Origin of the sequence: Proteus hauseri ATCC 700826 (genome assembly GCF_001654965.1) — a bacterium.
Lineage (GTDB): Bacteria > Pseudomonadota > Gammaproteobacteria > Enterobacterales > Enterobacteriaceae > Proteus > Proteus hauseri.
Genome location: NZ_LXEV01000003.1, coordinates 79698 through 104576 on the forward strand (window position 1 = coordinate 79698; position 24879 = coordinate 104576).

Sequence of the window (24879 nt, forward strand, 5' to 3'; positions counted from 1 at the left end):
TCAGTGAGGGCGGGTTAACCATTATTGAGCGGGTTTAGCTCGCCATTTCTTCCACATTGATTTTAACGTTAGCCCCACTATCGGCAATACCAGCGTTAATAGTGCAATTGCTAAAAATGTTGCGGTAATTGGGCGTGTATACAGAATAGATAAATCACCCTGAGACATCATTAAAGCACGACGTAAATTAGATTCCGCCATCGGTCCAAGAATAATGCCAATCACAACCGGTGACATAGAGAAATCAAGCTTAATCATGATATAAGCTAATAACCCAGCCCCCATCATCACAAATACATCAATGATACTATGATTAACTGAATACGCACCGACACTGCATAGTACAAAAATAATGGGGACTAAAACGCGACGAGGTACATCCATCACTCGAACAAAGAGTTTCATACATAAGAAACCTAAGATACCGAGGAATATATTCGCCATCATTAAGCCAATAAAAATACTATTAACCTCAACGGGATTATCAGTAAAAAGCTGTGGTCCTAAAGCAAGTCCTTGCACCATAAAGGCACCCATAATAATGGCTGTTGCACCATCACCGGGGATCCCTAAGGTCATTAAAGGCACCATTGTTCCGCCTGTTACTGAGTTTGCACCAGCTTCTGGTGCAGCAACACCTTCTGGTGAACCGTGGCCAAACTCTTCAGGGTGTTTTGACCAACGCTTTGCTTCGTTGTAAGAGATAAATGATGAGATATCTCCACCCGTTCCCGGAATAGCACCAATGGTCGTACCTATTGCAGATGAGCGGAAATAGGTTGGCAGTACACGTTTAAAATCAGACCAAGTTGGTAATACACGATGAATACGAGCATTAATCTTTTCACTCTTCTTCTGTTTACGCTCGCGGTATTCCTCTTCAAAGCTAATCAATCCTTGAGAGAATGCAAACAGCCCAACCAGAATTGGAATAAAAGAAACTCCCCCCATTAAATACACCGTATCAAAAGTAAAACGAGGGCCTGATGTCATCGGGTCTAGCCCAATAGTTGCGATAGCTAAACCAATTGCGCCCCCCATCAATCCTTTCACAATCGATTGCGATGATACACTGGTAATAATACTTATGCCAAATACAGCAAGTGCAAAGTATTCAGCAGCAGAGAACCCCGTTGCCACTTTGGCCAACTGTGGCGCAATCACAATAAGTGCGATGGTACTGAAGATCCCACCAAACATGGATCCCATCGTAGATAAACCTAAAGCGCGCCCAGCTTCACCTTTTTTCGCCATTGGATAACCATCCAATACCGTTGCAGCTGATGCAGGTGTTCCCGGTGTGCTAATTAATATTGCTGTAATAGACCCGCCATATACCGCACCGCAATACATACCAAGTAGTAATAGAATTCCTGTCATTCCTTGAAAGGAATAAGTTAATGGAAGAAGAAGGGCAATTCCCATATTTACTGTTAGACCAGGTAATGCGCCGATAATAATACCCGCGAATACCCCTAACAGGATCATCGTTATCGTTTCCAAGCTGAAAACGACCATTAAAGCATCTAATATTTCCATACCAAAGCTCCTTTACCGCTTACTCAAAAAAGACAGAGGTTGGCAGAGGTGAATTAAAGATAATGTCAAAAAAGACATAAACAGCAGCAACAATCACGATAGGAATAATGACCATTGCGATAGGTTTTCTCTCATTCATCAACCACATAATGATTGGGATAAGAAGCAATGACGGAATAATAAAACCTAAGAAATGCAAGCCGGTTGCATACAGCAGCATAAAAATACCTAAGCCATAAGCACGCTTAACCGCAGTCGAACTTAGATCAACAGATTGATGGATATGCTTAACTTTTTGCACAACCACACTTATCCATTGAAAAATCCCCAGTAAAACAAATAAGATGGCTAAACCATAAGGCCAAAAACGCTCCCCTGGTACACCATATTCATCAAACATACTCATATCACGGGAGAGATAGATAATTAGTAACCCAAAAGCTACTGAAATCGCACCGATGATTGTATTGATTTTAGTCATGTCGGGATCTCCCCGACCCTATCCGGCTAGCGGATAGGGTGGTTTATAGAAAGGTTATTTTTTCAGAGTTGTTGAAATTAATTCAGCGTACATCTCGTGGTCTTCTTTCATCATTTGGTAAGCATCGTCACCCGTGATGAATACAGGCATAATACCTTGTTTTTTCAGCGCTTCTTGATATTCAGGTTTTTGAACAACTTCAGAGAAAGCACCCACTAACTCGTTTTTAACGTTATCTGGCACACCTGCCGTTGTTGCTAATACAGCCCAAGCACGCATTTTCACGTTAGTATCTAACTTCAATGCTTCTTTAAAGGTAGGAACGGCTGGGAATAATGGAAAACGGCGCTCATCCATTACACCTAATACACGTAAAATACCAGCATCAACTTGGGATTTTACTGCACCCGGAGTCGTTAATACGCCATCAATATGATCACCCACTAAAGCTGCGATAGATGGCCCAGTACCTTCGTTGTAAGGGATATGGTTAAACTTAGTTCCCGTAGTACGTTCGATATTCACACCCGCAAGGTGGAAGATTGCTCCCATACCAGAGTTACCTACTTTTAATTTACCTGGATTCGCTTTCGCACCATCGATAAATTCTTGTAGTGTTTTATAAGGTGAATTAGCATTAACGACTAATACAACAGGGTCAGCTATTGTGGTCGCAATCGGTGTAAAGTCTTTATAAGTGACCGGCGATTTACCCTGATGTGGGAACATCGCCAACTCAACCGTTGTCATGACTAACTTAGTACCATCAGGACGAGCATTTGCGACTTCAATCAAACCTGTTAAACCATTACCTGCTGGTTTATTCACTGGAACAAAAATACGACCGGCTGGCATAACATCTTTCGCAAACTCAGCGATAGTGCGCGCAGAAGTATCTGTACCACCACCCGGATTTTTCGGGATAATTACATCAATATTTTTTGTAGGATACGTTAACTGTTGGGCTACTGCATTCCCCATGCCCAGTGTCATCGTAATCGCCAACGCTGCGAGTAGACTCTTTTTCATAAAACCCTTTCTCCACTTTTTTATTGAGTAGCTACTAGTTGCTGATAGACAATGTTTTTTCTGTTCCACGTAAAGGTAACATGTAGGGTATTGTCCTGAGCAATAATAGCCGGATATGAAAATTCGCCTTCCCCATCCAGTAAATCGAACGGTTCAGACCAAGTACTGCCATTATCGGATGAAAGACTGACAGAGATGGGATAACGTCGGCTCCAGTTTCCTGAATTCGGGTTATACACCAATGCCAACTGACCATCTGCGAAGGAGACGACATCAATGCCGCTATTATTATTTGGTAATATTGTTGCATATGCCGGACACCAATTGCGGCCATAATCCGTTGAATCGCTGCGATAAATAGCGCCGCGAGTACTTCGCATCATGGCATGCACATGTCCAGGCCGGGATTCCCATAGTGTTGGTTGTATTACGCCGTCCCATTGAAAAACGCGCTGTAGATCTGTCTCCCATAAGGCATCATCCTTTAAGCCTTGCCAGATTTCATGTTCCGCTTGCCCACCTTGATGGTGTTCTATTGGAATATCCACTCGCTGCCAGTGTTGACCATTGTCGCCAGAAATATCGACAAACGCATCCCAGAATTGGTCATCCTCGACCGACCCTGGTGCCAACCACTCGCCATTTGACATCACTAATACTTTATTTTTCACAGGACCTCTAGGTGTCACATCACCAGAAACCAGCTCACTGGGTAAACTCCAGCTATTTCCGCCGTCCTTCGAAATAACATAGTGGGTTGTCCAACTATGTACATCGGGGCCAGTTTTGTAAAACAGCCAGATATTACCTGTTGATGGCTCAACATGTAAGACCGGATTCCAATGTGCAACGCCCGGATTTTTAACAACAGGCTGAGCATGTTGCCAACTATCACCTTTTTTTATCGCCAGCCAGATAGCAGTATTACCGCTACCTTCTTTATCACCAGCGAAAAAAGCGGTTAACAAACGCTCAGTATTAGGCACACGCACAATCGTTGAAGCATGGCAGTGATTAAAAAGTGAATGTGCATTATCTAGCACAAACTGAGTTTCCTTCATCACGAAAGGCATATTCCTACTCCTGTGTCCTAAATTAAGATAACGAAAGCCATTTCTTCATGTTTTCACCTAACGCCGTCATACTGTTAACGGCACTTGGGAAAAATGAATTTTCAAACTGACTGCTGTTACGGGAACGGCAGACCAGCGTACTGAAATTACCAATAAGGCGCTGATGATATTTGGCGCACGCTGGATAATCCAGTGTTTCGGTCATCGCTGCTGTTGATAAATATTCAGCTAATACTGCTGCCTGCTCTGGTTTATCCTGCCAATTCTCATAAAGCCAAACATAAAGCTCTGGATGGAAATTGGCCATTACACCGCTATAAGCCTGACATCCTGCTTGGAAAGAGGCTAATAATGTTTGGCTGTTTGCATTGGCTAAATGCAAGCGACTACCTTCGGCTAATGCCAGACGACGTTCTATCATCGGCAGAGAACAACAGGTATCTTTGATAAAGGTAAAGCGATTGCTTTTCGCACACCACTCGACAATTTCTTCTGATAACAATCGTTTATATGGATAAGGGCATTCATAAATGCCCAAATCGATCTCTTGTGGTACAACAGCAGTTAAAACTTGTAGTGTTTCTAACGCTTTCTCATCAGGCTCCCCGACTAAAGCCAAGCGGTTACTGATCATAATGACGCCATCGACGCCGGTAGCAGCCATTGCTTGCAATTGTTCTTTTTGCTGACTCAATGCTGTTGCAGTATGACCAGAAGCAACTACAGGTACTCTTCCATCTGTTTTTGCGACGATAAAACGGGTCAGTGCTTGAGTTTCCTCATCACTTAAATAAAACATTTCGCTTGATTGACAGGCGGCAAATAACCCATGTACACCCGAATCGATATACCAGTCTACAAGGCGTTCTAATGACGCCCAATCAATCTCCCCTTTAACATCAAAGGGGGTTAGCATAACAGGCCAGATACCAACGTATTTTTGCTGACTCATCGTGATGTCCTTACAGTAAGTTAATGGCATCGCCTGCCACTTTCACTTTGATACCTTGTGTTAATGCCTGAGCAACAAATGCCTGCAGCACAAACGCCAGTTTATCTTCATCGATATAAGCCACAGTAATGTGGTTACTTTGATGTCCACCCATAAGGTCATCACGAGTGACGCCATCTAACGTACAGTTCAATAATGGCCATTCATAGTTAGTTGCTCTACGGCGGCGCTCAAATTCTGCTTCTGGTAATTCAACAGCAACACCCGTACCAATATGCATAATCACATCAGTACCTTCATAGTGTGCACGACCCCATAACAAGCGTCCTGCCTTGCCTTGACCTGCGATAGTAGAACCCCCTTTAGGGAAGAACATTGCAGGCTGTCTATAACCTGTCGCACCTTTAAGGCCACCTTTGAGATGCTCGAATGGAACAGAACCTGAAATTTCCATATCCCAGTAGAATGTTCCTTCGTATTCACTACCCCAACGAATATCATGCAGCGTGGTTTCTGCTGGTAATCCTAACGAAGTTAATAAACGCCATAACATCGTTTGAGGAATAGCCGTTCCCATATCCACTTCATTAATACAAGGAATTGGCGTATTAGGGCAGATTATTTCGCCATTTTCGTCAGGCAGAGGGAAGCGTGCGGTTGAACCAATTGCACCTTCAGCAAAATCAGATGCAGGGCAACAATCTTTTAAGCCCTGCTGATATTGCACACCCACTGCGGTTAAACCGAAACGTTTAACGAAACGCGCCATTGCAATCATCATGGCGCACTGCTCCATTACCTGTTCGCGAGTCAGTTCAGTTTTGTCATCCTGACCAAACATAAACGTCATCCCGTTATCTTCATACCACTGCAAACATGCTTCTCTTAATTCCACTGGCACTTTGGCCATTTCGACCAGTAACGCAGACTGAGAAAGTGATTCAATTGGCATACCAATATTAATCATTGCCTGTTGTGGGAAGACCCCGTTAATCATTCCCATACAGAATGTATCGAACAAACCAATGATTTCTTTATTTTTAATTATGTATTCGCCGACTTGACGACCAACATTTCCGGCCTCTGTCGCCATCACTTTATGCGTTGGTGCGATATCTTTTAAATAGCTAAGCTTATGATTTACCGAGCCATAATCTAACCAAGTAGCCAATCCATCAACAAAGAATTTGTCATCAAAATTCTCTGACCATAAACGTGAATAATTTTTACCTAAGCTGGTCATGGTGCCGGCTAAACACAGCATTCCAACTAAACCTGGCCATGTACCATCAAAGTTAGCCAATAGTAAAATTGGGCCACGGTGATGCGCTAATGAAGAAGCAATATGATGTGAATATTGCCATGCGGTTAATAACACAATAACGGGTGCATCAGGGTCGATAGCAGCAAACATATCGCAACCTTCGCGCTGACTACTGATAAAACCATGACCACGTGCTTCATTAATTGCATGAGCACGTTTCATTTTGTAGCCTTGCGCAGCTAATGCTGACTCTAATTTATCTTCAAATTTTTTCTGTACGGGCCAACAAGTCACGTTTGCAGGCTCACGTAAGTCTGCGTTAGTTACCATCAAGATCTCTTTCGGACCTGCGGTGATGGTTTCTGGTAATTTTGGTAGGTTTAAGTTCAACATAAGATATCCCTGGTGAAGTAAATTCGTTCGTTATCGATGCTCAGCAATCTGACATCATCTCGTTGTAGCGCTGCTGATCTTGATACATCTGTAAATAAACTTGATATTTGGCTTGATGGAATGCGTAAGTATCGCTATCGGGTGAAATTACACCGCCTTCACGCACCATAGCACTGGCTGCTTGAGAGAAATCATCAAATGCTTTACATGCAACAGCACCTAACAAGGCAGCACCTAAATTCACCGCATCTTCTTCTTGTGCCAAATGAATTTCACGACCTGTTGCATTGGCATACTCGCGTAACCACAATGCATTTTTCGTTGCACCACCACACATAACAATACGGTTGATTTGGTGCCCTGCATCTTCAAGGGTGTCGATAATATGGCGAGTGCCATAAGCGATAGATTGCAATGTAGCTAGATAATAACGAGCCAGTGATACACGGCCACTTTCGAGTGTTAAACCGCTTACCATTCCTTTTGCTGATGAATTAGCTCGAGGCGAACGATTACCGTGATGATCGGCTAAAACATGAAATTGGGCTGTTGGATAAGCTTCTAATGTTTCTAATTCTGCAACCGCATCGTTAAGCAATGCGTAATAACTCACGCCTTTTTGTTCAGCTTCTAGCGATAATTCAGCCCATGATTCATGGCGACGAATCGACCATTCAACCAATGCACCAGCAGCACTTTGTCCACCTTCGTTTAACCATAAATCAGGCAACATAGCGCCAAAATAAGGCCCCCAAACTCCCGGAACCATAATTGGATATTGGCTAACAATCATATGGCAATTAGATGTGCCGCTAATAATTGCCAAGCTGCCTTCAGGCTGTGCCGCTGTTAAAGCAAGTCCACCTGCGTGGGCATCAATAATGCCGGAAGCAACAATCACTCCCGTATGTAATCCGAAAGCCTCAGCCACAGAATCACTAAGGCAGCCGGCCTGTTCACCTAAAGCAAGGATGGTTTGAGGTACTTTTTCTAATAATTCATCCAATCCTACATCGGCTAACAAGGTCTCGCTAAACTGGCTTTGATGAGCAAGGTAATTCCATTTACAGGTTAATGTGCAAGTACTTGCTACATCTCCTGCGGTTGCTTTCCATACTAAAAAATCGGCTAAATCAAAGAATCGCCAAACATCCTGATAACGTTCAGGGTAGTTATTCTTCAACCAAAGAATTTTGGGTAATTCCATTTCAATACTGACTTCACCACCGACATATCTCAGTGAAGAATCATTGGTCAGATTAATCGTCATCGTTTCTTCGACTGCACGATGATCCATCCACATGATGATATCTTGCTCAGGATGACCACTTGGCGAAACTGATAGCGCTTTTCCCTGCTCACCAACAGCAACCAAAGAACAAGTGGCATCAAAGCCAATAGATTTCACATGAGCAGGGTCAATAGCAGATTGCTTTACAGACTCTTTTACTGTTGTGCAAACCTGTTGCCAAATATCACGCGAAGATTGCTCAACAAAATCTGTTTTAGGACGAAACTGAGCTATAGGCCGAACAGAAAAGCCTAAACGCTTTCCATTGCGATTAAATACCGCTGCACGGACACTGGCTGAGCCAACATCAACGCCAATAAAATATTGTTGTTCCATGCGAACCCTCATCATTTGCTAACGCTATGCTAATTTTTGCTACTTCGAGTTAGCAAGTTAATTCGAGCATGATGAAAAAACAATCTCAATGAGACTATATTGTGATACAGATCTACATAGATAATTTATTTGATTGATTTAATTGAATATTTAATAAATGAAGAAAATTACATAGAAATATAGCGACTGAATCGATTATGTTCGTTATTAAAATAACGAGCATTACTAAATAAAAGAAATATAAATAATACTAAGTAATAACACTCAAATTAAGCTTAATTAGATAATTAATTTACTTATTTAAAGTCGTTATTGATTAAATAACAAATAAGAAGTGTATTTTCAAAAAGTAATATTATAAATACAATTTAAATATTATTAAAATAGTAAAAAATTAACACCATTCTTATTGATATCAATTTATATACGACTACATTAAATAGATATTAATTTTTATGTCTATTCAATTTTGGAGCATCTTAATATGTTTAAAAAATACATAATGACTTTTTCTTTATTACTCATTTCAACTTCTGCATTTTCAGCCACATTAGCTGAAAAAGAACTACAACAGAAATTTGAAGATAATATTCAATCTCGTATCGCCGATGTTAATAAAAGCTGTAACGCTAATATTAATGTGGCATTTGATTGGGCTGCATTTACTGCTGATGACCTAAAAACAACAGGCGTTGATGGCTATTGCAACGAGGGTTTAACCGGTGTTATTCATGTGTGTGAAAGCTCCAAAGCAGCACAAGAAACAGTAAAAGAGAAAATTCAGAATATTACCTGCACAAAAGCAACACCACGTACTATTGATATAAAAGAAGGTACACTGTTATTTGGTATCGATTTTAATGCGAGCAATGATGCAAAAGCAGTACAAGAATATTTAATGAATAATCTTTAATCACTCTTCTATACCTATCTGATAAATAGCGATTTAACTTTTTTAAATCGCTATTGTTTAAATAACACTAGCTAAAAGTTGTTTAGAATAATCTTGAGTTACTTGATTAAGCTCCGTGATATTACATTGCTCAATCTTTTTTCCTTGAGAGAAAAACATCACTTTATCGCAAAAATAAGCCACTGTTTGAATATCATGACTAATAAAAAGATAAGATAATTGAAACTCTTCTTTTAATGATTTTAATAGATCAAGTATTTGTACTTGTGTCGGTAAATCTAAAGAACTCAGAGCTTCATCTAATACAATAAATTGAGGATAAGAAGCCAAAGCTCGACATAAACAGACCCGTTGTGCTTGCCCACCAGAAAGCTCATAAATATAACGTTGATAGTGACTTTTAGCTAAACCTACTCTATCTAATAAAGAAAAAATAAGCTGTTGTGTTCCTTGATTCGTCAACGCGCTATTCATGATCCGTATTGGCTCAGCAATAATTTCGCCCACGGTTAATGTAGGATTGACCGATGTCGTATAGTCTTGAAAAACAATGCTAATAATACCTTGGCGATGCAATCTTTGGCTGACAGGCTTATTATTTAAATAAATAGCGCCACTGTCAGGTAATTCTAAACCACCCACTAATCGTGCTAAGGTACTTTTTCCACTACCACTTTCACCCACCAAACCAAAAGCTTCACCACTGGCAATATTAAAGGAGAGTGAATCTATTACAGTTTTATTTTTACGCCCAAAAAGAGAACCATTTTGTGAGTAATATTTACTGATATTATCGACCCGCAATAACATTATTTATCGCCCCCTCTTTTTAAGTATGATTTTCTATTACTCTCGATTAATTAATTAATTAATTGATTAAAACGTATCGAAAGCCGTGTTCTCGCATCAATAAGATAACGGGTATAATCCTGTGTGGGATAATTTAATACTTGGTTTTTTTCACCATATTCCACCACTCGCCCTTTTTTCATCACTAAAATATCATCGGCAATTTCATTAACTAATCCCAAATCATGAGAAATAAAAATCAGTGTCGATTTTTGACTTTCAATTACCTGCTGAAGTAATTGTAAAATATCTCGTCGCAGTGGTGCATCAAGAGCGGTTGTTGGTTCATCTGCAATTAAGAGCTTGGGTGATAACGCCAACGCTATAGCTATCATCACGCGTTGTAATTGGCCACCACTTAATTGGTTTGGATAAGCACGCATGACTGTTTGATATTGTGTCGGAAAAATATGAGATAATACGTCACGGGTTTGAGCTTCTGCCTGCTTTTTATTTAATGAAAAATGATAAATTAACGTTTGGCTAAATTGTTTACCAATGGTCATTAGGGGATCAAACGCACTCATGCCATTTTGTACAATCACGCCCAAAGTAGTACCTAATAAAGCGCGTCGCTGAGATAAAGATTGATGCTCAATAGGTTTTTCTTCTAAGTAAATTTCACCGGAAAATTGCAATGTTTCTGGTAATAAACCCATTATCACTTTACTAAGAAGGCTTTTTCCGCAGCCACTTTCTCCAACAATAGCTAAAGTGCGCCCCTTATTTACAGAGAATGAAATATCCTCAATCAATTTTTTTTCTGAGTTTTTATGTTTTATTGAAATTGAATTAAGCGTCAGTAATTTGTTCATCTTTTTTTCCTACTGACTGACGATTATCAGGATCAAACACATCTCGTAAAAAATCACCCCAAAAATTAAATGCCGTCACAACCACGGTTATCGCAATACCTGCGGGTAGCATTTGTTCAGGGTGTAATATCATCACGTTTTTAGCTTCGCTTAGCATATTTCCCCATTCTGGCGTTGGTGGTTGCACACCTAGTCCCAAAAATGAGAGTGCAGAGATCATTAAAATAACACTACCAATATCAGCTGAGGCTAAAACAATAGTTTCTGCCAGCGTCACTGGTAATAAATGACGACGTAAAATATGGCTAGATGGCGCACCAATAACACGAGCATAAGCAATGTAATTACGATGAGAGTATTGTCGTACTACGCCGCGTATCATTCGGGCATACCATGCCCATTTCACTAAAATAACGGCAATTAAAATATTACCAATTCCAGGACCCATAATTCCTACTAATGCCAAAATCATTATTTCAGCAGGAAATGACAGCACCACATCACATAATCGCATAATAAAGGTATCTGTTTTGCCCTGAAAATATCCGGCTAACATCCCCATTAACCAACCCATTATTAAGGTGACGCACATTGCCAATAACGCGTAAAAAACCGTGGTGCGTATACCAAATAATAAGCGCGAGAAAATACAGCGCCCAAGATTGTCAGTACCTAGTGGGTAATTAATACTTATTGGCTGAAATTTTAAGCGTATCGAGGTTAAAGTCGGATCATGTGGCGCAATCCAAGGCGCAAATATTCCAGCAAAAATAACAACAATAATCACAAAAAAGCACAGTTGTGCACTTTTATCTTGAGAGAGTCTTTGCCAGAAAAGTTGCCACATAATTATTTCCTCAACCGAGGATCAGCCGCAATTTGAATGATATCCATTAAAAAATTAAAAAAGAGAAAGAGTAAAGACATCAATAAAATATAGGCTTGTATCATAGGATAATCACGACCAAATATAGCGCTAATACAAAGACGCCCCACGCCTGGCCATGCAAATATATTCTCAATAACCACTGTTCCTGCAATAAGTTTAGGAATACTCATACCCAAGGCAGTTAATGATGAATAAAGCGAATTGCGTAAAATATGGCGGCGTAAAATTAGGTTATCGGGTAAACCTCTTGCTCTGGCATAAAACACATAAGGCTGATGCCATTGGTTCAACATCGCCCCTCGTAATAAACGCAAATAAGTACCGATATAACCCAAAGCCAATGCTAATGCAGGCAAAATAACCGATTGTGGCGACAACATACCACTAACAGGTAACCAATCTAAATAAACAGCAACGCCCCAAATTAATAAAAGCCCCAGCCAGTAGTTAGGAATTGCAGTTAAAACAAAAACAACAAACCGAATACTTTTATCAGCAAAACTTTGTGGTTTAGCAACACACCATAAAGCCAAAGGCAGTGCCAGAATTATCGTAAAGAAAAGTGCCGTTGATGCCAGCCACAATGTTGGCGGTAACGCTCTTAGCATCTCCTTAATAACAGGTGTTCGAGTAAGAAACGAAGTACCAAAATCAAATTGTAAACTGGCAGCCAACCATAAGAAATAGCGAGTAAAAAAGGGCTTATCAAGGCCTAATTCTTGACGCATTCCTTCAATAGCTTCTGGTGTGGGTACAATTTCATTAATGCGCAAAGCGACTTCCGCTGGATCTGACGGCGCAAGATCCAGCAAAATAAAAGCAACAAATGAGATCATTAATACTAGCGGAATTATCGCCAGTAAACGCCAGAATATATAACGCAGCATAGTTTTTCATCAGTGTGGTAACTCATTTAAGTCACCACACTTGTTAAAGTTAAATAACCTATTTCTAATAAAGTCTAAAAGTTAAGGTTTAAAACGCATTTTCTCAAACGGTATTTCATATTGTGACGGATTAAAGCCAACATTTTCCAGCTCACTACGGTGAATCGCCTTAGTTCGTGAATACGTTAAAGGAATATAAACCGCCTCATCTGCTAAAGTAGTAAACAAGGTTTTATAAAGTGTCTGACGCTGTGTTTCATCTGGTGTAATTAATAATTCACCAATCATGGCATCAAGTTGTGCTTTATTAGCTAATCCTTTTTGCCCTTGATAATCAGCATGAGCAGGAATTCTAAAGGATGAAACAAAAGAGGCAGGATCATACGGCGTTCCCCATGAAAGCGAATACTGTAAATCAAAATCACCATTTTTTTGTCTATCTAAAAAGGCTTGTTTTTCTTCACCTAATACCGTTAAAGCAACACCAATTTTTTTGAAATCATCTTGAATAAGCTCGGCTATCTCTTTTTCAACCGCGTTATTCACATTGTAAGAGAGCAATAATTGCAGCTTCTGCCCTTGCTTTTCACGAATAGTTTCACCCTTTGGTAGCATCCAACCATCGGCCTCTAGCAACATGGCCGCTTTTTGTATTTCGTAATCATAGGTTGGTGAATCAAAATCACAATAAGGCACACTACGCGCCATTAAAGTATCTGCAACTTTTTCACTACCCGCCAAAATACCCTGCGCAATGCCTTCTTTATCTACCGCATATTGCAAGGCTTGGCGTACTTTTTGACTTGATGTAATAGCACGACTGCTATTTAACACCAAAGCACGAGAAGCAATAGGTGCACTCATTTGTGTTTTAAACTTATCTGAATTCATTAATGCTGCAAAAGAGTCCATATCCAACATGTCGCCATCTGCACCAAAAATAAGCTGAATATCGCCTTTTTGCAGAGAAAGTAGCATAGTTTGTCTATCGGGGATCACTCGCCATACCACACCATTTAATACGGGTTTTTCACCCCAATAATTCGGATTAGCTTTAAATTGGGCATATTGATCTTTTTTATGTTCTGTTAGCACCCAAGGACCTGTACCAATATAATCGCTGACACCTGTTTTTGTTTTGCCATTAATAAATGATTTTGGCGAAATAAAACGAAAAGGTCGGGTTAAACCTAGTTCAGTTAAGGTTGGATAATAAGGATTTTTAAGGTTCAGCTTAACCGTAAATTCATCAACCACATCCACACTATCAATTTGGCGCACTAACTCTAACCATGCATGGCGCTCATAGTTATCTAATACCGCATCCATATTCAGTTTTACTGCTTGCGCGTTAAAGGGCTCACCGTCACTAAAAGTCACATCATGGCGTAAGAAAAAAGTATAGATTTTGCCATCAGGTGAAATATCCCAACGCTCAGCCAAATAAGGTGCTACGCCTTTATCCGTATTTAATACTAATGATTCAAATACCATATTCTGCGCGGCCATTTCGCCAGAATAAAGATGCGGATTAATATCACGAATATCTTTTGTGCTGGCATAATCCAACATATTATTGCTTTTATCTGCTAACGCAGGGAAAGCACATGCCAACGTTAATAATAGCGTTGGGATCACTGAAAATAAGGACTTCACACTCATCTCCTTCTTTTTTTATTAACGTGTTTTCTGTTTTTGTGCGTGGATCATAAACATTGGTGTCGAGCCATAATTAATCTTTTCTTCTTTATCCCAGACTAAATCACCAATATTGAGATCCACCATATAACGACTAAATCCAATATCCATTAGAGTATTAAGATCCCATTGAGGGCGTTTAATTCGACTTAAGGGGAGTTGGCGCGCAATTCTTTCCATCTCTTTGGTATCCGTATTGACATAATGGTCAGAGACTTGCTGGCTTGCTGCTTGTTCTCTATCAGCAAGAAAACCCTGCCAATATGCATCATCAAAAAGATGTAAATACCAATTAGCATCAAAATTAATCAAACTGCCACCGGGTTTAAGTACTCGAAACCACTCTTGGTATGCCTGTTGTGGTGCTTTTAAATTCCATGTCACATTACGACTCACAACTAAATCAAACTGTTCATGACCAAAAGGCAGTTGATGCACATCGCCACGAACAAATTGAATGTTGGCATTATGATGAGCTGCATTATTTTTTGCTTCTAACAACATGCCTTGAGTTGCATCAATTGCCGTGACATCGTGCCCAGATAACGCTAATAAAATAGCGAAAAAACCAGGCCCAGTCCCAATATCTAATACTTTTAAGGTTTCACCTTCTTTAACGTGACTTAGCAGCAAATGACGCCATTTTTGTTGTTTTTCACTGAGTAATTCTTGCTGATTTGACTCGCTATAGCTCTCTGCTCTGATATTCCAGTAGCGGGTAACATCATTAAGTAATTGGCTATTGTTAATATTATTTGTCATCAGAAACCTGCTGTTGTATCAACGTAAAGAGAGGAATTTATTCCCAAAAAAAGAGGGGTTGACTATTTTTTAGTGTGGCTAACATACCCTGTAACCCCTGTATGCTCTATGTGCTATATCAATGAACATTAGTGATCAATTAAGGCTTATCATTAGTTTGTGAACATATCGATACTCAATAATGTGCATCCTAAGATGGAGTAAGATAACTAAGCAAACAGATTATGTGCAGAGAAAGGGGATTGCGAAGATATAGTAATAATTTGCGCGAATTCTTAAATAAAAGCGCAAAATAAAACCAAAATCTGATTTTTAATCCGTAGTCTGAAAGATTAATACGTTAATTTTACCTTTTTTATAAACGCGTTATAGTCAATAATCTTTATAGACAATAATATCCATTATTAAACAAATATAGCCGTAGAATAAGGCTCGCTAAATATGAATCGAATATCACGATTAACGGCTGATATAACACGCGCCGATTTTGCCTTAACCCATCAACAGCAATTACTTCAATTGTTGACGCAACATTTTCCGATAAAATATCGCACTCTTTTTGCGACGCCTGAAAAAAAATCAGATGGCGTTATTGAATGGTATAGCGCGGTTTCAGGCAATCCTATCGCTCTCTCTTTATTGCAAGGGCAAGAGCAACAAGAAATAAGACGTATTTTAGATGAGCGCCTTAATGATATTAAAACGCAAACAGCGTTATTAGCATCACAAAATAGGATCACAGATGAAGAACGCCATCTTTTAGATACTGCGTCCACACTACCCGATACTGAAAGTATATATGTAATTAATGGCCAACCGGTTATCACATGGTGGCCAAGAACAACACCGTTACCACCTCCTATTGCACAAATCACAGGGGGTGCTTCTGCCGCTGCGGCAGGCGCTGCACTTGCTAATATTCCAGCCCAAACGCGTCGCCGTTGGTTACGCTGGTTATTATTATTTTTATTCTTACTCTTTTTACTGCTATTGGCGTCTTGGCTAAAAGGCTGTTTTGACCCTAAAGCTGTTCCCCCTGTTGTTGACGAAAAGCCACAACTGGTTACGCCACCAGAACCTGTACCCGAGCCAGTTCCTGAGCCAGAACCCACGCCTGAACCTGTAGCTGAGCCAATACCAGAACCTATTCCTGAACCCGTTCCTGTGCCTGAACCTAAACCAGAGCCAAAACCAGTTGTACCGCCGAAAAAACTCACTCCACTAGAGGCTTGTGTCCAAGATGAGCTAAAACAATCAGGGGTGAGCGAGAAAACGGCAAATGTAACTTGTCAAAATCGTTTAGCCAATAAGATTAAACAGATGTGTCCATCTGAACGCCCTGCTGAGTTGGCTCCACAAGTTATTTTAATTTTTGATGCATCCGGTTCGATGGCACTTAGCATGAACTTAACGGAAGACGATTTAGACTTTATTGCTAATACAGGTACGTTATTTGCAGGCTATGATGCAGAACCTCGCCGAATTACCGTAGCAAGAAATGCCGCGACTAAAATTATTAATAGCATTCCATCAGATATGAAAATCACTACCGTGGTGGCCTCTGATTGTGGTGTGGTTAAATCAAGCCCTGCTTATGGTGGTAATGAACGTTCTAAACTGTTGAGCTATATCAAACGTATTGAACCTGATAGCGGCACACCTTTAGCCGAGTCAATTAAACGAGCTGGCTCGTTAATTCAGAGTAACAACCGCGATACACTGATTGTGTTGTTATCAGATGGCTTAGAATCTTGTGACCAAGACCCTTGCGCTGCCGCGAGTGCATTAAAACGTGCGCACCCTCGAGCGGTCATTAATGTTGTTGATATTTTAGGTACTGGTGCAGGTAACTGCGTAGCTAAAGCAACTGGTGGCCAAGTCTTTACTGCGCGCAATGCTAACGAAGTTAATGTGATGATGAAAAAGGCAATTGATGATTATATTCCTAAAAACTGCCGATAATCATTGATAACATTTACTAATAATTTCTTAGCCCTCTTTAGTTAATAATTGAGGGCTTATTCTTTCGAACACTAATATACGCTGGGTTAATCAATCACCAAGCTAATTAAGACTATTCTTTATTTTTAGCTTTTCTCATGTTTTAAATATTTTTAACATGATTAAAAATAAGAATATTTTGTGATTATTATCGCACCAATCTTATATTTTTGATGGGCTATTCTTTTATATTCCTTATCAATTCAATCCAAAAGCGTTATTTTTTAATGAAAAAGGTAATATATCGGTGGTTTACGCCATATATTTAAGAAAATATAGCGCATTATGTAATGCCACACGGTTATTCTCTATTATGTTATTTCAATATTCACCATTGTTATCAAGAAAAACTAAAAAGTGTTTAATAATAATTAGTTAGCTATTATTAAATAATCCGCTAGATAGACACTCAATTTCTGATAATATAAAATACATTCAAATTATATATGTATATTTTTAGCCTCAAAGCCTATTTACGGATAAGCCAACTTACCCATAGATAATCTTGCCTAGCGGAATGATCGTCGTGAATAAAGCATTCTTACGAAGTGGTAAATTAGAAAGTTACCTCCCAATGGGGGAAAATGGACAGGCTGTTTATATCTCTGCATTGCAGCTGCGTGAAACACTCCGATTAAGAGGAAAAGCGCACATTTCTCAATGTCTCGCTATTCCTCAACCAAATGAAACCGGAGAACGTATTGATTGGTATTCAGCTATTGATGGTTCTGTGATCCCTTGGTCCGCAGCATCAGAGGAAGAGCGGACATCAGCTTATGAGATATTAAAGCAGAATCAAGCTGATTTACTGGCTTTTAGCGAGAAAGAACAGCAAAAAGCAGACAAAGAGAGTCAACTGTTTGGTGCCTTACTCAGTAAAACGATCCAATTTCCCGATGAAAACCACGTTTTTATCGTTAATGGGCAGCCTGTTATCACTTTTTGGGGCTTTGTTAGCGCAAATCAGGTATTGAGAGTCGACCCTGTTGCCTGTCTTAAACCGGCTGTCGCAGCCCCGCTACAACCTGCCGCAACAATTATTCCATCAGTACAAGAAACCGCTGTAATAACCGAACGAAAACGCCCTTGGTGGCGCTTTTTATGGTGGTTACTGCCTTTGTTACTTCTTTTGCTGGCAATCTTATTTTTACGAGGCTGTTTCTCAACGCCATCACTGCCATTGGTGAATATCAATACGCCAACTATCGAAAAACCAGCGTTGCCTGATCCAACATTAGAAAAACCACAACTGCCTACAGTTGTTACCAATGGACACAGTGTTAAAGTACCTACTGGCACTATTGCTACCGGAACAAATGGTGTCATTAGTGGTGTTGATGCGAATGGACTCGCCATTGATGGTACAGCCATCGATCCTAATACGGGGCTGCCTTTAGTTGATGCTCAGACAGACAACAATCAAGGTGCTTTACCAGAAGGCACGCAACCGCCAGAAGTGCCGCCCGTTGACCCATCAGCGCAAAATGAACAGCCTAAAACTGACAACAATAAAACCGATGATGGCCAAAATAGCAGTGCTGAAAACAAGGCCACTGATAATAAAACTGCAAATAATCAGGAACAACCCTTACCTCCTGATGTCACACCACCCGCTAGCGCCAATAACACCACGCCGCTGACCATACCAGCTAGCGCATTAGCCAATGGTTCAACTGACTTTTTAAATGGTCAATGGCGTGCAGGTGCCGGCATCCAAGATCAAAAAACAGGTAAACCATTAAGCCTAGATTACCAATTAGATAATGGTAAAGGGCAAGTCGTGATGACGCGTAGTGATGGTGTGACCTGTAAGGCACCTGTTAATGCAGCCGTTAATCAAGGTGGCTTAAATATTAACAATCAAGGTCAGGCAAATTGTAGCGATGGTTCTAATTACCTCATGCCAAATATTATCTGCCAACCAGGAAGTCAAAATATCGCTGATTGCCAAGGGAAATATGACAACAGCCAGCCATTCCCATTATCAATGAAGCGGGAGAATAAATAATTCATGTTAGCGCCACTGACCGATTATAAAGATAAAATTACCCTTATCCGTGACAGTAATATTCAGTTTCTGGATTTTGGCTTTACACTGCCTCAGCGTAAAGAGTACGGTGAATTTGTTAAAAAAGGCGAGAACGGCCCGTTAATGCGACTCATCTATAATGAGCGTGATGATAACTACCTTTACCCAGCGCCAAAAAATCAACCTCAAACCCCAAGAGAAGCTGAACTTAGCTTTTCACTTGAAGAATCACTCACCTTATTAAATGAAACATGGCTACCAGTGCCATTTTTCCGCTTTAATCCACCGCGTGCTTTTTCTCAAGGCCCTGATAACTGGGTAAGAATGATGTTTCATCAACTGCCAGAGCCTGATGAAGATGGTCATACTCATCGCATTGTTGTGGCGTTTGATACCCGTATTGAACCTAATCGCGCCAATACCGCTTATCTTGCTCCTAACGAAGAAGATATTCGCTCTGGCGTCGCGTTTGCTCTTGCCTATTTAGGCTATGAAGTTGAAAACTTTCTTGAAACACCGTGGATTGATGGTTGGTTAAAAGAAGTGTTTAGCGAAAAAGCACTGACTGTCAGTAAGATGTACCACGATGAGCTAGAAGAGGCGCTAAAAGAGTTTCAACATCAAGCGCATTATCTTAATTTGCTCAATATATTAGGTGAAAAAATTCGCCTACCTGAGATCAAAATTAATGAAACCAAAGCACAAGAGCCTGCGATAGAAGTAGACCTTATTCTTGATGTAGGCAATTCTCGTACTTGTGGCATTTTAATTGAAGACCATATCAACGATAACAAAGGGCTCACGCAACTTTATGAAATGACGCTGCGTGATTTAAATCGCCCTTATCAAATCTATAATGAGCCTTTTGAAAGCCGCGTTGAATTTGCTCAAGCTGATTTTGGTAAACAAGATTTCTCAGTGAGCAGTGGACGTAATAATGCCTTTATGTGGCCGACAATTGGGCGTGTTGGCCCAGAAGCTAATCGCATGGCGGCACAACGTTTAGGTACTGAAGGATCAACCGGGATTTCAAGCCCAAAACGTTATTTATGGGATGATTCGCCTTATTCGCCGGGCTGGCGTTTTAGTCACTCTTTTGGTCAAACCGACAGAGAACCTTTAGCTACCGCTGTTCCAATGACCTATTTATTAAACGATCATGGTGAGCCACTATTTCGCTTAGATGCTGATGATCGGATGCCTGTTTTTACGCCAAACTATACGCGTAGTTCACTAATGACCATGATGCTAACCGAAGTGTTAGCACAAGCATTAACGCAAATGAACAGCCCAGCTCAGCGTCTTAAAATGAGTCATGCAAGCGCCCCTCGCCAATTGCGCAATATCATTTTGACCATTCCACCAGCGATGCCAAAACCAGAGCGCGCCATTTTTGAAACCTGTATGGAAAACGCATTAGGTTTAATTTGGAAAGCAATGAATTGGGATCCAACGGATGAAAAGCTGCGTTTTGATGGCAAAGATGAACAATGTCGTCCACCACTACCAAAAATTCACGTTAAATGGGATGAAGCAACCTGTGGTCAGCTTGTTTATCTTTATAACGAAACTCAAATTAAATTTGGTGAACGTACTGAAGCCTTTTTTGCCAGCCAAGTACGCGAAGACAACCGCTTACTCACCGGTGATAGCACATTAAAAATCGCTTCTATTGATATTGGCGGTGGTACGACCGACTTGGTTATCACACGCTATAAACTCGATACCGGTACAGGTAGCAACGTTAAAATTATTCCAACACAACTATTTCGTGAAGGATTCAAAATTGCTGGTGATGATATCTTATTAGATATCATTCAAATTTGTGTTTTACCCGCGTTGCGCACGGCATTAACAGATGCGGGCATTACGGATGCTGATGCATTAATGTCTTCACTCTTTGGTAGTGAAGGATTAGATGCCGGACAGCAAGTATTACGCCAACAGCTCACATTACAAATCTTCAGCCCTATTGGGTTGCGTATTTTAAGCCAATATGAAAATTACGACCCACTGGTTCCTCATGAGGGGATTAACAGTACCTTTGGTGAATTATTAGCGGTTCAACCGACTGAACACGTTCGTCGTTATATTGATGACGCAGCCAATAAAGAGCTAGGCGGTGGCGATGCATTCTCTGTTTTAAATGTGCCTGTTCAAATCAACTTTGCACAACTTCATGCTGAATTTATTTCTGGTGAACGGATCAATATCACTCGTAGCTTAAAAGCATTGTGTGAAGTGCTCTATTACTACTCTTGTGATGTTTTATTACTGACGGGTCGTCCATCTCGCTTACCGGGTATTCAGGCACTATTTAAAGTTTTACAACCTGTACCACCATCGCGCATTTTACCACTACATGGTTATAAAACGGGTGGCTGGTATCCGTTTAATAAAAAAGGTCGTATTGATGACCCAAAATCGACAGCCGCAGTAGGCGCAATGCTATGTTTAATGGCTGAGAATGCACGTTTACTCAATTTTTATTTCTCAACGGGTAACTTTAAAACTTACTCAACAGTACGCTATTTGGGCATGTTAGATAACAACAATACTATCTCTGATAACGATGTTTATTATCGTGATATCCAAGATAAGTTTGAGCCAGATCCTGATACCTACTTTGAAGTAAGAGGTGGTATTCGCTTAGGTTTCCGTCAGTTAGATAATGCTCGTTGGCCAGCATCGCCACTTTATACTTTACGTATTAAGAGCCAAAAACTTGCACAGCAATTAAGCCAAGAAAATAGCGTATTGCATATCAAACTGGGTAGCGAAAGAGGGGCATCTAGCCATGAAAATGATGACAGTAAATCAGAGAAACTACGAATTGAAGAAGTCAGCATTACTAACGGCAGAGCAACGAAAAATGAATTAAGTTTTAAACTCAATACGTTAGCAGATAGTGGTATTGGTGAAACATCCTATTGGCTAGATAGCGGGAGTGTATTAGGTAAATGAATATGATTGATGAAAAACAGTTAACCGCTAAGTGGGATGCAATTTATCAAGGTGCAGATAAAGCTATCGATTGGATAACCTCCGTCAGAGGTAATGCTCCACGCTTAAATACTGAAGCCGATAGCCTGATTTATCGCCTACGCCGTAGTCGTAACATGGCAAAAAACTTGTCATTAGCAACCCAGCGACCAATGTCTGTGGGCTTTTTTGGCTTATCACAAGCAGGCAAATCTTACTTAATTTCTGCATTAGCTGCGGGTGAAGATGGCCGACTTAAAACCAGTATGTCGGGTAAAACCCTTGATTTTATTGAGCATATTAACCCACCGGGTGGTGGTAAAGAAGCGACCGGATTAGTCACACGCTTTAGCCGCAAAGCAACCAAAGGCACGCAAGATTATCCTGTTGAGCTGCATCTATTTAGTGAAATCGAAATCATCAAAATTCTCGCCAATGCTTACCTGTATGATTTTAATCAGGAAAAAATTGATTTTGAGTTAGATGAAGAGAAGGTTTCTCGCTTAATCAATACCTTAAGTACCCAACGAAATGCAACGCCTATCGCGGGCATTACACATGATGATGTTGTCTCGTTATGGGACTATTTACAACGTCATGCTGAGAAAAGTCAGAAGAAACTAGCAACCACATTTTGGCCTAAAGCAATTGAACTCGCGCCTTACCTCACCATTGCACAACGTGCAAAATTATTTGCTGTATTGTGGGGTGAAATTGATGAACTTACCGCAGCTTATCAACGTTTTAGTACCACATTAAGCCAACTTGGTCATGCGCCATTAGTGTTAGCACCACTGTCTGCGCTAGTCAAAGAGCAAGACGGTATGTTGGTGCAAAACGACAGCATTATGAACGTTGATATGCTAGAGCGTCTGAATACTGAAAACGACAATCAAATTAGCGTTTGTCCTGTTAAGGCTGACAGCATCGGAGCTCCTGTTAGGCTCTCATTAGCAGAGCTAACCGCATTAACGGTCGAATTAGTTGTGCCACTGTTAGATGCACCAAGTAAGGCGTTATTTGAACACGTTGAACTACTCGATTTTCCGGGTTATCGCGGTCGTTTAGGCGTTGAAACAATGGATGATGTACGTCGCCAAGTTAATGATGATAGTGCAAACCCGCTGGCTCAGCTTATTTTACGTGGTAAAGTTGCCTACCTTTTTGAGCGTTATACCGATAATCAAGAAATGAATGTACTGGTTGTTTGTACCGCATCAAATAAACAATCTGACGTAAAAGAAGTCGGTGGCGTATTAACTGAGTGGATCCATAACACTCAAGGTAAAGATGCCCAAACACGCGCTAAGCGCCCTTCAGGTTTAATCTGGGCGATGACAATGTTTGATATGCGTATCACCAACTCACTGAATATGAATGAAGCATTGCTTCGTCAGTCATGGGGTAAAGGTGGCATGATCAAAATGGCCATGTTAGAGCGTTTTGGCCAATACCCTTGGATGTCTGATTGGGTGAATGGTGAAGCCTTTAATAACACCTTCTTAGTGCGTAAACCGGGTGTGCCCACACCATTTATTCAAATCAATAACGGCAAAGAAATCGTCTTAAATGATGGTAGTGTTTCACAGCTACGCGTGATGAAAAAAACCTTTGCTGAAGATGAGACCATTCAACGTTATATTAAAGAGCCAGACCAAGCTTGGGATGCCATGCTATCGCTTAACGATGGTGGTATGCAGCGCCTTGCAAGCTATCTTGAAACTGTTGCACTAAAATCTCTAAAATTAGAGCGAATTAACGAGCAACTACAAGAAGTACAGCGTGACTTAATTGGTCATCATCTTGAAAAATGGTATCAGTCTGGTGGCGAAGAAGAGTTACTGGTGAAGCGTCGTAATGCAGAAACTATTTTACGTTTTATGCAAAGCCGTCCTTATCTTCAAGGGGCACTGTTAGATTATCTGTTGCCACCTCGTAAAGCGCTTTACGACTTGTATATGCAAGAAAAAGAAGTGCTCAATACTTTAAATAGCGCAGATAAAAAAGCGGTTTCACCGGCACCGGTTTCTGCCTTTGCCGCAATGGAACAACCCACTTTTGATTTGCTGGGTGATGCACCAATTTCATTAGTACCACAAGAAGATGAAGCGCCGAAAGGGCATGGTAACGAAGTCGCTTATCCTCGCAAAGTAATGGCGCTATGGATAAACCACCTACGCAGCTTGCCTGATAACAATGCCTTATTAAGTTATCTAGGGATTGATCAAGAAATCATGGTGTTATTAGTTGATGAACTAATCACCGCAATTAATCGCCTTGGTGTTGAACAACGTATGTTAAAAATACTCGCGGGTACTGAAGCCATTGCTCGTCGTGACGACTTAGCAGAACAGCAATCTTCTCGTGTTCATAATGTTCTGGGTGATTTTATTACTTGGTTTAATTTCAAAGATGTCGATGCCGAGCGTCCTGATAGCAAAATTAACGCAGGTCATAAAATCTTTGAACGACCTGACAGCAACAGCGTGCAGTGGGGTAACGATGAACGTTTAGTTCGTTTACCTACCACGCCTGTTAACTACACCTTTTTGTTTGTATTTGACTGGCTTATCGCTCTATCAGCAATTATCACTGAGAATGCAGGACATTCCGCAGGTAGAGAAATCAGTGCTGAACAAAACGCACTGTTAGGTCAAATTATTCAAACCATGAAATCCTCTGTCGTGGAGTCATAA

The 24879-nt window shown here is 40.5% G+C and carries 18 protein-coding genes; 5 read left to right on the forward strand and 13 right to left on the reverse strand.

The features are described from left to right. Positions 1 to 21 precede the first annotated feature (21 nt). Genes M997_RS00750 through M997_RS00780 form a run of 7 tightly spaced genes read right to left on the reverse strand, consistent with a single transcriptional unit; the run spans position 22 to position 8358 of the window. Positions 22 to 1539, reverse strand: a complete 1518-nt coding sequence (locus tag M997_RS00750; RefSeq protein ID WP_064718216.1) for a tripartite tricarboxylate transporter permease — start codon at positions 1537 to 1539, stop codon at positions 22 to 24. Positions 1540 to 1558: 19 nt separating this feature from the next. Next, positions 1559 to 2020 carry a tripartite tricarboxylate transporter TctB family protein gene (locus M997_RS00755; RefSeq protein WP_064718217.1) on the reverse strand — a complete coding sequence of 154 codons (462 nt, stop codon included), beginning with the start codon at positions 2018 to 2020 and terminating at the stop codon, positions 1559 to 1561. A 54-nt stretch (positions 2021 to 2074) separates the two neighbouring features. Further along, positions 2075 to 3049, reverse strand: a complete 975-nt coding sequence (locus tag M997_RS00760; RefSeq protein WP_064718218.1) for a tripartite tricarboxylate transporter substrate binding protein — start codon at positions 3047 to 3049, stop codon at positions 2075 to 2077. Between the two features lie 20 nt (positions 3050 to 3069). After that, the gene (locus tag M997_RS00765; protein ID WP_064718219.1) at positions 3070 to 4122 is read right to left on the reverse strand and encodes a sialidase family protein; all 1053 of its coding nucleotides are present in this window, start codon (positions 4120 to 4122) and stop codon (positions 3070 to 3072) included. A gap of 22 nt (positions 4123 to 4144) precedes the next feature. After that, positions 4145 to 5074, reverse strand: coding sequence for a dihydrodipicolinate synthase family protein (locus M997_RS00770; protein WP_064718220.1), 930 nt, complete (start codon positions 5072 to 5074; stop codon positions 4145 to 4147). 10 nt (positions 5075 to 5084) lie between these two features. Continuing rightward, positions 5085 to 6731: a hypothetical protein gene (locus M997_RS00775; RefSeq protein WP_064718221.1), complete on the reverse strand. Its 1647-nt coding sequence runs from the start codon at positions 6729 to 6731 to the stop codon at positions 5085 to 5087. Positions 6732 to 6771: 40 nt separating this feature from the next. Next, complete coding sequence (locus tag M997_RS00780) at positions 6772 to 8358, reverse strand: FGGY-family carbohydrate kinase (RefSeq protein ID WP_064718222.1); 1587 nt, start codon at positions 8356 to 8358, stop codon at positions 6772 to 6774. A gap of 484 nt (positions 8359 to 8842) precedes the next feature. Between M997_RS00780 and M997_RS00785 the strand changes: the two genes are divergently transcribed. Further along, complete coding sequence (locus M997_RS00785) at positions 8843 to 9271, forward strand: hypothetical protein (protein WP_064718223.1); 429 nt, start codon at positions 8843 to 8845, stop codon at positions 9269 to 9271. 57 nt (positions 9272 to 9328) lie between these two features. Here M997_RS00785 and M997_RS00790 read toward each other — a convergent pair whose 3' ends face one another. From M997_RS00790 to M997_RS00815, 6 genes are all read right to left on the reverse strand, one after another. Further along, positions 9329 to 10081, reverse strand: coding sequence for an ABC transporter ATP-binding protein (locus M997_RS00790; protein ID WP_064718224.1), 753 nt, complete (start codon positions 10079 to 10081; stop codon positions 9329 to 9331). Positions 10082 to 10131: 50 nt separating this feature from the next. Further along, on the reverse strand, positions 10132 to 10935 hold the full coding sequence (locus M997_RS00795; protein ID WP_064718225.1) for an ABC transporter ATP-binding protein: 804 nt from the start codon (positions 10933 to 10935) through the stop codon (positions 10132 to 10134). Further along, the gene (gene opp1C / locus M997_RS00800; protein ID WP_064718226.1) at positions 10913 to 11782 is read right to left on the reverse strand and encodes a nickel/cobalt ABC transporter permease; all 870 of its coding nucleotides are present in this window, start codon (positions 11780 to 11782) and stop codon (positions 10913 to 10915) included. The genes M997_RS00795 and opp1C overlap by 23 nt, the downstream gene beginning before the upstream one ends. Before the next feature lie 2 nt (positions 11783 to 11784). Beyond that, positions 11785 to 12711 (reverse strand): nickel/cobalt ABC transporter permease, encoded by a 927-nt coding sequence (gene opp1B / locus M997_RS00805; protein ID WP_064718227.1) that lies wholly within the window; start codon positions 12709 to 12711, stop codon positions 11785 to 11787. A gap of 81 nt (positions 12712 to 12792) precedes the next feature. Continuing rightward, positions 12793 to 14367 carry a nickel ABC transporter substrate-binding protein gene (nikA, locus tag M997_RS00810; protein ID WP_064718228.1) on the reverse strand — a complete coding sequence of 525 codons (1575 nt, stop codon included), beginning with the start codon at positions 14365 to 14367 and terminating at the stop codon, positions 12793 to 12795. A gap of 21 nt (positions 14368 to 14388) precedes the next feature. Next, positions 14389 to 15171, reverse strand: coding sequence for a class I SAM-dependent methyltransferase (locus tag M997_RS00815; RefSeq protein WP_064718229.1), 783 nt, complete (start codon positions 15169 to 15171; stop codon positions 14389 to 14391). A 441-nt stretch (positions 15172 to 15612) separates the two neighbouring features. Here M997_RS00815 and M997_RS00820 point away from each other — a divergent pair, with 441 nt between their 5' ends. The 4 genes from M997_RS00820 (at position 15613) to M997_RS00835 (ending at position 24879) form a co-directional block, all read left to right on the forward strand. Further along, complete coding sequence (locus tag M997_RS00820; RefSeq protein WP_064718230.1) at positions 15613 to 17133, forward strand: vWA domain-containing protein; 1521 nt, start codon at positions 15613 to 15615, stop codon at positions 17131 to 17133. Between the two features lie 565 nt (positions 17134 to 17698). Continuing rightward, the gene (locus M997_RS00825) at positions 17699 to 19180 is read left to right on the forward strand and encodes an SrfA family protein (RefSeq protein ID WP_064718231.1); all 1482 of its coding nucleotides are present in this window, start codon (positions 17699 to 17701) and stop codon (positions 19178 to 19180) included. A gap of 3 nt (positions 19181 to 19183) precedes the next feature. Next, positions 19184 to 22165, forward strand: a complete 2982-nt coding sequence (locus M997_RS00830; RefSeq protein ID WP_064718232.1) for a virulence factor SrfB — start codon at positions 19184 to 19186, stop codon at positions 22163 to 22165. After that, positions 22162 to 24879, forward strand: a complete 2718-nt coding sequence (locus tag M997_RS00835; protein WP_064718233.1) for a putative virulence factor — start codon at positions 22162 to 22164, stop codon at positions 24877 to 24879. Before M997_RS00830 ends, M997_RS00835 begins: the two co-directional genes overlap by 4 nt.